The sequence below is a fragment of the Stenotrophomonas sp. S41 genome (assembly GCF_016624625.1).
Classification (GTDB): domain Bacteria; phylum Pseudomonadota; class Gammaproteobacteria; order Xanthomonadales; family Xanthomonadaceae; genus Stenotrophomonas.
The window spans coordinates 1-409 of the sequence record NZ_JACVTV010000222.1 but is presented as its reverse complement, the minus strand read 5'-3'; the positions used below and the strand labels follow the sequence as shown (position 1 = coordinate 409).

Sequence of the window (409 nt, the reverse complement as noted above, 5' to 3'; positions counted from 1 at the left end):
CGCAAGCACGGCTGAACCGGTGCCGTTCTTCAACTCGGTGATCGAGCCCACGGCGTCATAGCCAAAGCCCAGGGACAGGCCACCGGCAGCCGGGTCGTGCACGGCCTGAGGGCGATAGTCCAGATCCAGGGGGCGCTGCAACTGGCGGCCGTTGCCGTAGGTCCAGCCGGTGGCTGGGCCGAAGGCCGCATAGCTCACGTCGTTGACCACCACCTGCCGTGCCTGCCCGGGCCGGGTCAGGCCAATCTGGCTGATGCGGCCCAGCGTGTCGCGCACGTAGTCGGCCACGCTGCCGTCGGGATAGGTCAGCTCCGTGAGGCGACCCGCTTTGCTGTAGGCGTAGCGCAGCGTAATGGCCACACCGTTGATCGTCTGCACCTTGCGGGTGACCTGGCCGAAGCGGTCGTGG

At 68.0% G+C, this 409-nt stretch carries 1 pseudogene; it reads right to left on the bottom strand.

Features of this window, described 5'->3' with window-relative positions:
- A pseudogene (locus IAE56_RS20985) lies at positions 1-409 on the bottom strand (RHS repeat protein); the annotation flags it as partial.